This window comes from Streptomyces sp. UH6, from assembly GCF_013421635.1.
GTDB lineage: Bacteria > Actinomycetota > Actinomycetes > Streptomycetales > Streptomycetaceae > Streptomyces > Streptomyces abyssomicinicus.
On sequence record NZ_JACADT010000163.1, the window covers coordinates 1 to 8,451 of the forward strand.

Here is an 8,451-nt window from a genome sequence, read left to right on the forward strand (position 1 = left end):
GCGGTCTACAGGCCGAGCGCCAGCCGGTGGTAGGCCTGGTTCCAGCGCAGCTCGCGCCGGAACTGCCGGGTGGTGGTCGAGGCGTCGATGAGGACGAGTTCCACCTTCAGCATCTCCGCCAGGTCGTCCAGGTGCTCGGAGGTGAGGGCCGTGGTCAGGACGGTGTGGTGCGGTCCGCCCGCCGTCAGCCAGGACTCCGTGGACGTCCGCAGATCGGGCGCGGGACGCCAGACGGCCCGCGCCACCGGCAGCGCGGGCAGCGGGTGCGGCGGCGCCACCACCTCGATGTCGTTGGCCACCAGACGGAACCGGTCGCCGAGGTCCGCCAGGCCGACCACGACGGCCGGACCGGGGGCCGCGTCGAACACCAGGCGCACGGGGTCCTCCCGGCCGCCGATGCCGAGCGGGTGGATCTCGCAGGCCGGGGTCGCGGCGGCGACCGTCGGGCACACCTCCAGCATGTGGGCGCCCAGGATGAGTTCGCTGCCCGGCGTCAGGTCGTAGGTGTAGTCCTCCATGAAGGAGGTGCCGCCCGGCAGCCCGGCCGCGGCGCTCTTGAGCGCCCGCAGCAGGACGGCCGTCTTCCAGTCGCCCTCCCCGCCGAAGCCGTACCCGTCCGCCATCAGCCGCTGCACGGCGATGCCCGGCAGCTGCCGGAGGCCCCCGAGGTCCTCGAAGTTGGTGGTGAACGCCCCGAAGCCGCCCTCCGTCAGGAACTGCCGCAGCCCCGCCTCGATCCGCGCCGCGTACCGCAGCGAGTCGTGCCGCTCGCCTCCCGCGCGCAGCTCGGGCGTCACCCGATAGGCCTCCTGGTACTCCTCGACCAGAGCCGAGACCGCCTGCTCCTCCGCCCGGTCCACCACCTCCACCAGGTCGTTCACGCCGTAGGTGTTGACCGAGACGCCGAGACGCAGCTGCGCCTCGACCTTGTCCCCCTCGGTCACCGCCACGTCGCGCATGTTGTCGCCGAAGCGGGCGACCTTGAGCGTGGCGAGTTCCGCGCGGGCGATCGCCGCGCGCGCCCAGACGGCCACCCGCGCGACCGTCACCGGATCGTCGACGTGCCCGGCCACGGTCTTGCGCGGCACCCCGACCCGGCCCTGGACGTGCGCGAACTCGCGGTCCCCGTGGGCGGCCTGGTTGAGGTTCATGAAGTCCATGTCGATCGTGTCCCAGGGGAGGGCCACGTTCGACTGGGTGTGCAGGTGCAGCAGCGGCTTGCGCAGGGCGTCCAGGCCGGCGATCCACATCTTCGCCGGGGAGAAGGTGTGCATCCAGGCGATCAGCCCGACGCACCGGTCGTCGCCGCCCGCCTCCAGACACGCCCTCCGTATGGAGGCGGCGTCGGTCAGCACCGGCTTCCAGACGACACGGGCGGGCAGCCCGTCGGCGTCGTCCAGTGCGGCGGCGATCCGCTGCGACTGCTCGGCGACCTGCTTCAGGGTCTCCTCGCCGTACAGCCCTTGGCTGCCGGTGAGGAACCAGATCTCGCGGACGGAGGAATGAGGGCTCGGCACAAGGGCTCCTGGGTGGCGTCGTGGTCCGGCGGTGGTCGTGCCGGCAGTGGTCGTGGTGGGCCTGGTGGGGGAGGGCGGCGGGCGGGTCAGTCCGTGGCGAGAGCCGTGTCGCGCAGCCTGCGCAGGCGGTGCAACTGGTCGCCGTCGGCGAACCGGTCGTGCAGCAGCCGGTACTCGGCGAACAGCGCGTCGTAGGCATCGGCCCGCCGGTCGTCGGGGAGGAAGACGTCGCGGCGGACGCGGCCCATCGCGGCCGTCGCCGTCCGTACGTCGGGATGCGCGCCGGCCGCCACCGCGGCGTGGATGGCCGAGCCCAGCGCCGGACCCTGGAGGGAGGCGGCGAGGGAGACCGGGCGGCGCAGCACGTCGGCGTAGATCCGCATCAGCAGCTCGTTCCTGGCCAGACCGCCGGCCACCACGAACTCGCGCACCGGGACACCGCCGTTCTCCAGCGTCTCGACGATGACACGGGTACCGAAGGCGGTGGCCTCCAGCATCGCCCGGTACACGTCCTCCGGGCGGGTGGCGAGGGTGAGGCCCACGAGGACGCCGGAGAGATGGTGGTCGACCAGGACGGACCGGTTGCCGTTCAGCCAGTCCAGCGCCACCAGGCCGTGGGCGCCGACCGGCTGCGCGGCGGCCTTGCGGGTCAGCAGGGCGTGCAGGTCCTCGCCGCGGGCGTCCGCCTCCTCGTAGTACTCCCGCGGCACGCCCTGGCGCAGGACCCAGGCGAAGATGTCGCCCACCGCGCTCTGGCCCGCCTCGTAGCCGTAGGCGCCCTCCACGACCCCGCCGTTGACGACGCCGCAGATCCCCGGGACCTCGGCCAGGACGGGGGAGTTGACGATGTGACAGGTCGAGGTGCCCATGATGGCCAGCAGCCGCCCGTCCTCGACGGTCTGGGCCGCCGCCGCGGTGACGTGGGCGTCGACGTTGCCGGCCGCCACCGCGATGCCGGGCCGCAGCCCCGTCCAGGCGGCGGCCTCCTCGGTGAGTGATCCGGCACGCGAGCCCAGCGGTGACAGCGGGAACTCCAGCCGGGTCCGCGCGAAGTCGGCGAAGCGGGGGTTCAGCGCGGCCAGGTACTCCTCGCCGGGGTAGCCGCCGTCCTGGTGGATGCCCTTGTAGCCGGCGGTGCAGGTGTTGCGGGACTCCTCGCCGGTGAGCTGCCAGACGATCCAGTCCGCCGCCTCGATCCAGCGGGCACACGCCTCGTACACCTCGGGATCCTCCTCCAGGACCTGGAGGGCCTTGGCGAACTGCCACTCGGCGGAGATCTTCCCGCCGTACCGGCCGATCCACTTCTCGCCCCGCTCGTGCGCCAGCGCGTTGATCCGGTCGGCCTGCGGCTGGGCGGCGTGGTGCTTCCACAACTTGGGCCAGGCGTGCGGCCGTCCGGCCAGCGGCGTACGGGACAGCGGGGTCCCGTCGGCCGACGTGGGCAGCACCGTGCAGGCGGTGAAGTCGGTGGCGATGCCGATGACCGCGCCGGGATCCACGCCCGCCGCGGCCACCGCCTCGGGGACCGCGGTGCGCAGCACGTCCCGCCAGTCCTCGGGGTGCTGCAGGGCCCAGTCCGGAGGCAGCGGGGCGTCCGTGCCGGGCAGGCGCTCCTCGATCACACCGTGCCGGTACTCGTGCACGGCGGAGGCCAGCTCCTCCCCGTCACGGACGCGCACCACCACGGCGCGCCCCGACAGGGTGCCGAAATCGACGCCGACGGTGTAGCGCTCGGCGCCGTCGGGGAAGTCCCCGACGGAAGAAGGCGCGGAAGGAGGGGCAGGGGTCACGGAGGTGCCTTTCGGGTGGCCGTTCGGCGGCGGAGGGGCTCTGTTCGGCTCGACGGGACGTGACGGGACAACCGCAGTGTTAGCGCTCACAATCACCCAACGCAAGAGGCGTGCGCGGGATTGATCGCCGTGCGCCCGCGCGAAGCCGACATGCACGCACGCTTCTGCGCAGGGCGGTCAGTCACGGAAAGATAACTCCCGCAAGGGGATTGAGAACCTGACTTGTTAGCGCTCACAATGCGACGGCGCGCCCTCCGATGAGAGGGCCGCTCTCCGCGCGGCCGGTGTTCGGTCGCATCGACGGCACCTCCGTGCACCTCGAAAGGACACTCGCCATGGCCCGCAAAGCCGTTCTCGCCCTCAGCACGGTCCTCCTCCTCGCCACCTCGGCGCTGACGGCCTGTTCCACCGAGGCGCCCGACTCGGCAAAGCCCGGCGGGGGCGACTCCGACGGCAAGATCACCCTTGGGTTCGCGCAGGTCGGCGCGGAGAGTGGCTGGCGCACCGCCAACACCAAGTCCGTCCAGGACGCCGCGAAGAAGGCCGGGATCACCCTCAAGTTCTCCGACGCCCAGCAGAAGCAGGAGAACCAGATCAAGGCCATCCGCACCTTCATCCAGCAGAAGGTCGACGTCATCGCGTTCTCCCCGGTGGTGGAGTCCGGCTGGGACACGGTGCTCAAGGAGGCGAAGGACGCCGGAATCCCGGTGATCCTCACCGACCGCGCCGTCGACAGCAAGGACACCTCGCTGTACAAGACCTTCCTCGGCTCGGACTTCGTGAAGGAGGGCAGGTCGGCCGGCGAATGGCTGGCGAAGGAGTACGCGGACGAGAAGGACACGGTCAACATCGTCGAGCTCCAGGGCACCACCGGCTCCGCGCCGGCCAACGACCGCAAGGCCGGCTTCGCCGAGATCGTCGAGAAGGACGACAAGTTCAAGATCGTCGCCTCCCAGACCGGCGACTTCACCCGCGCCAAGGGCAAGGAGGTCATGCAGGCCTTCCTGAAGTCCCACAAGGACATCGACGTCCTCTACGCGCACAACGACGACATGGCCCTCGGCGCCATCCAGGCCATCGAGGAGGCCGGCAAGAAGCCCGGCGAGGACATAAAGATCATCTCCGTCGACGGCATCAAGGACGCCTTCGTCGCGATGACCGAAGGCAAGATCAACGTCGTGGTCGAGTGCAACCCGCTCCTCGGGGACCAGCTGATGGACCTCACCAAGAAGGTCGCCGACGGTCAGAGCGTGCCGCCCCGGGTCGAGACCGAGGAAGGCGTCTTCACCCAGGACCAGGCCGCCGAGGCCCTGCCCACCCGCCAGTACTGACGAGCGCGGACCCGTGCCGGAGGAGGAGGCAGGCGGCAACGCCTCCTCCTCCGGCGCACCCGTCACACGAGTGAGAGGAGGGCGGATGACAACCCCGTCCACCCCGGCAGACCCGGCAGGCACGGCCCCGGCAGGCACAGCCGCAGACGCCGGACCGGACACCGCCACGCGGCAGCCCGTCCTGGAGGCCACCGGCATCCGCAAGCAGTTCCCGGGCGTGCTCGCCCTCGACCAGGTCGCCCTGCGGCTCTATCCCGGCGAGGTGCACGCCCTGATGGGCGAGAACGGCGCCGGCAAGTCCACCCTGATCAAGGTGCTCACCGGTGTCCACCCGGCCGACGACGGGACCCTGCTCGTCGACGGCGTGCCCCGGTCGTTCGCCGATCCTCTCCAGGCGCAGCAGGCGGGCATCAGCACCGTCTACCAGGAGGTCAACCTCTGCCCCAACATCTCGGTGGCCGAGAACATCCTCATCGGACGCGAACCCCGGCGGTTCGGCCTGGTCCACTGGTCCGCGGTCAGGCGGCGCGCCGCCGAGCTCCTCACCGAACTCGACCTCGACCTCGACGTCTCCACCCCGCTCGGCTCGCACTCCCTCGCCGTGCAGCAACTGGTCGCCATCGTGCGGGCGGTGGACCTGTCCGCCAAGGTGCTGGTGCTCGACGAACCCACCTCCAGCCTCGACCGCGAGGAGGTCGCCCAGCTCTTCACCCTGGTGCGCCGCCTGCGCGACCGCGGAGTGGCCATCCTGTTCGTCACCCACTTCCTCGACCAGGTCTTCGAACTCTGCGACCGCGTCACCATCCTGCGCAACGGCCGCCTCGAGGGTGAGTACCCCATCGGCGAACTCACCCCGGTCACCCTGGTGCAGCGGATGATCGGCGGCGAACTCGCCACCCTCGACGAACTCTCCGAGAAGGCCCAGGAGGAAGCCGCCGAGCGCGTGGCCGGCGAAGCCTTCCTCACCGCGCGGGACCTGGGACGCGCCGGATCCGTCGAGCCCTACGACCTCGACATCCACGCGGGAGAGGTCATCGGTCTGGCCGGACTGCTCGGCTCCGGACGCACCGAGGCCGCCCGGCTCCTGTTCGGCGCCGACACCGCCGACTCCGGCCGGGTGACCGTCGAAGGCAGGACGGTCGCGCTGCGGACCCCGCGTCATGCCATCGCCCGCAAGATCGCCTTCTGCTCGGAGAACCGCAAGGCCGAGGGAGTCTTCGGCGAGCTGACGATCCGCGAGAACATCATCCTCGCCCTCCAGGCGGCACGGGGCTGGACCCGTCCCCTGTCCCGCACCAAGCAGGATGCGCTCACCCGGCGCTGGATCGAGGCCCTCGACATCCGCCCCGCCGACCCCGAGGCCCAACTGCGCAACCTCAGCGGCGGGAACCAGCAGAAGGTCCTCCTCGCGCGCTGGCTGCTGACCGAACCGAGACTGCTCATCCTCGACGAACCCACCCGGGGCATCGACGTCGGCGCCAAGGCGGAGATCCAGAAACTGGTCGCCCGCCTCGCCGCCGACGGAACCGCCGTGCTGTTCATCTCCGCGGAACTCGAGGAGGTCCTCCGCCTCAGCCACCGCGTCGCCGTCCTGCGCGACCACCGGATGGTGGCCACCCTCGTCAACGACGACGGCGTCACCCCCGACCGCATTCTGGCCACCATCGCCACCGGAGCGGACTCATGACCAACCGGCTCGACCGGCCCGCCGGGACGGCACGCGGCCCGATGCTGAAGAGGCTCGCCGGACACCGGCTGCTGTGGCCCTCGCTCGTGCTGATCGCCCTGCTGCTCGGCAACCTCGCCTTCACCCACGACTTCTTCGCCATCCGCGTCCGCGACGGGCACCTGTACGGAAGTCTCATCGACATCCTCCAGTACGGCGCGCCCCTCACCCTGGTCGCCCTCGGCATGACCATGGTGATCGCCACCCGGGGGATCGACCTCTCGGTGGGCTCCACCGTCGCCATCGCGGGCGCACTCGCCTGCGAACACATCGCCACCTCGTCCGACCCCGACGGGGCCGGCACCGTCCTGACCGCCGTCGCGGTGGCCCTGGGCGTCGCCGTCGTCCTCGGTCTCTGCAACGGCCTGCTGGTGGCCCGGCTGGGCGTGCAGCCCATCGTCGCCACCCTGATCCTGATGGTCGCGGGCCGCGGCGTGGCACAGCTGATCACCGACGGGCAGATCATCACGGTGACCAGCGACAAGTACCACATGATCGGCGGCGGCCACTGGCTCACGTTCCCCTTCGCCGTCCTGCTCGCCGCCGCGCTCGTCGCCCTCACCGCGCTCGTCACCCGGCGCAGCGCGCTCGGCCTGCTGATCGAGTCCGTCGGCGGCAACCCCGCGGCCGGCCGCCTGGCCGGCATCCGCGCCGCCGGACTGCTGACCCTGGTCTACGTCTTCAGCGCGCTCTGCGCGGCCGTCGCCGGCCTGATGATCAGTTCCAACGTCAACGCCGCCGACGGCAACAACGCCGGACTGTGGATCGAGCTCGACGCCATCCTCGCCGTCGTCATCGGCGGCACCGCCCTCACCGGCGGCCGGTTCTCGCTCGGCGGCACGGTCCTCGGCGCGATGATCATCCAGACCCTTTCCACCACCGTCTACACCCTCGGCGTGCCGCCCGAGACCACCCTCGTCTTCAAGGCGTTCGTGGTCATCGCCGTCTGCCTGGTGCAGTCCCCGGCCTTCCGGGCCAGGATGCCGAGGCGCCGCAAGGCCGGGCACCCCCGATCCGACACCACGGCGGGCGCGGCCGGCCGGCAGCAGGAGGCCCGCGCATGAGCACCGGCATCGCCAACACCGCCGCACGACTCACCCGTCCGCTCTCCCGCGGCGGGTCCCGGAGGGCCGGGACCCGGATCCCGCTGATCGTCACCGCCGTCCTGCTGGTGGCCATGTTCACCGTCGGATCGCTGCGCTACGACGGTTTCTTCTCCACGCAGGTGGTCCTCAACCTGCTGATCGACAACGCGTTCCTGCTGGTGGTCGCCGTCGGCGCGACGTTCGTGATCCTCACCGGAGGCATCGACCTGTCGGTCGGTTCCATGGTCGCGCTCTCCACCATGATCACCGCCTCGCTGGTCGAGCACCACGGGTGGTCGCTGGGCGCGGTGATCCCGCTGGTCCTGGCGATCGGGGCGAGCGGGGGCGCGCTGATGGGGTGGATCATCCACACCTTCGAGATCCAGCCCTTCATCGTCACCCTGGCCGGCATGTTCCTCGCCCGTGGCCTCTGCTACACCATCAGCACCGAGTCCATCACCATCGACGACCCGACCACGGTGAGCATCGCCCAGGCCCGGCTGTACGGATCCGGCGGGCTCTTCGTCTCCGTCTCCGTCATCATCGCCCTGGTCGTGCTCCTGATCGCCTTCGTCGTGCTGCACCACACCCGCTTCGGCCGGGGCGTCTACGCGCTGGGCGGCAACGAGACCTCGGCCCGGCTGATGGGCCTGCCGGTGGGGTCGACCAAGGTGGCGGTCTACGCCATCAGCGGTCTGTGCTCCGCGCTGGGCGGCGTCCTGATGACCTTCTACATGCTCTCGGGCTACGCCCTGCACGCCATGGGCATGGAACTGGACGCCATCGCCGCGACCGTCATCGGCGGCACCCTGCTGACCGGCGGTTCCGGTTTCGTCCTGGGCACCGCCCTCGGCGTCCTCGTCCTCGGCATGATCCAGACGGTGATCAACTTCCAGGGCACGCTGAGCTCCTGGTGGACCCGGATCGTCATCGGCGGCCTGCTGCTGGTCTTCATCGTGCTCCAGCGGCTGATGACGGGGCGCCGGGCCGAGACCGACTGAC

6 protein-coding genes are annotated in these 8,451 nt (G+C 71.0%); 4 read left to right on the forward strand and 2 right to left on the reverse strand.

Features of this window, described 5'->3' with window-relative positions; translation table 11 throughout:
• Positions 1 to 5: 5 nt before the first annotated feature.
• On the reverse strand, positions 6 to 1,517 hold the full coding sequence (gene araA / locus HW445_RS11350; RefSeq protein ID WP_180220900.1) for an L-arabinose isomerase: 1,512 nt from the start codon (positions 1,515 to 1,517) through the stop codon (positions 6 to 8).
• A gap of 86 nt (positions 1,518 to 1,603) precedes the next feature.
• Positions 1,604 to 3,307: a ribulokinase gene (araB, locus tag HW445_RS11355; RefSeq protein ID WP_180220901.1), complete on the reverse strand. Its 1,704-nt coding sequence runs from the start codon at positions 3,305 to 3,307 to the stop codon at positions 1,604 to 1,606.
• A gap of 335 nt (positions 3,308 to 3,642) precedes the next feature.
• Here araB and HW445_RS11360 point away from each other — a divergent pair, with 335 nt between their 5' ends.
• The 4 genes from HW445_RS11360 to yjfF all read left to right on the forward strand — a co-directional run bounded on the left by HW445_RS11360 (position 3,643) and on the right by yjfF (position 8,450).
• A complete protein-coding gene (locus HW445_RS11360; RefSeq protein ID WP_180220902.1) occupies positions 3,643 to 4,638 on the forward strand; it encodes an ABC transporter substrate-binding protein in 996 nt (331 codons plus the stop codon).
• Positions 4,639 to 4,723: 85 nt separating this feature from the next.
• A complete protein-coding gene (locus HW445_RS11365; RefSeq protein WP_180220903.1) occupies positions 4,724 to 6,325 on the forward strand; it encodes a sugar ABC transporter ATP-binding protein in 1,602 nt (533 codons plus the stop codon).
• Positions 6,322 to 7,428, forward strand: a complete 1,107-nt coding sequence (locus HW445_RS11370) for an ABC transporter permease (RefSeq protein WP_180220904.1) — start codon at positions 6,322 to 6,324, stop codon at positions 7,426 to 7,428. Before HW445_RS11365 ends, HW445_RS11370 begins: the two co-directional genes overlap by 4 nt.
• Complete coding sequence (gene yjfF, locus HW445_RS11375) at positions 7,425 to 8,450, forward strand: galactofuranose ABC transporter, permease protein YjfF (protein WP_180220905.1); 1,026 nt, start codon at positions 7,425 to 7,427, stop codon at positions 8,448 to 8,450. Before HW445_RS11370 ends, yjfF begins: the two co-directional genes overlap by 4 nt.
• Position 8,451: the final 1 nt, after the last annotated feature.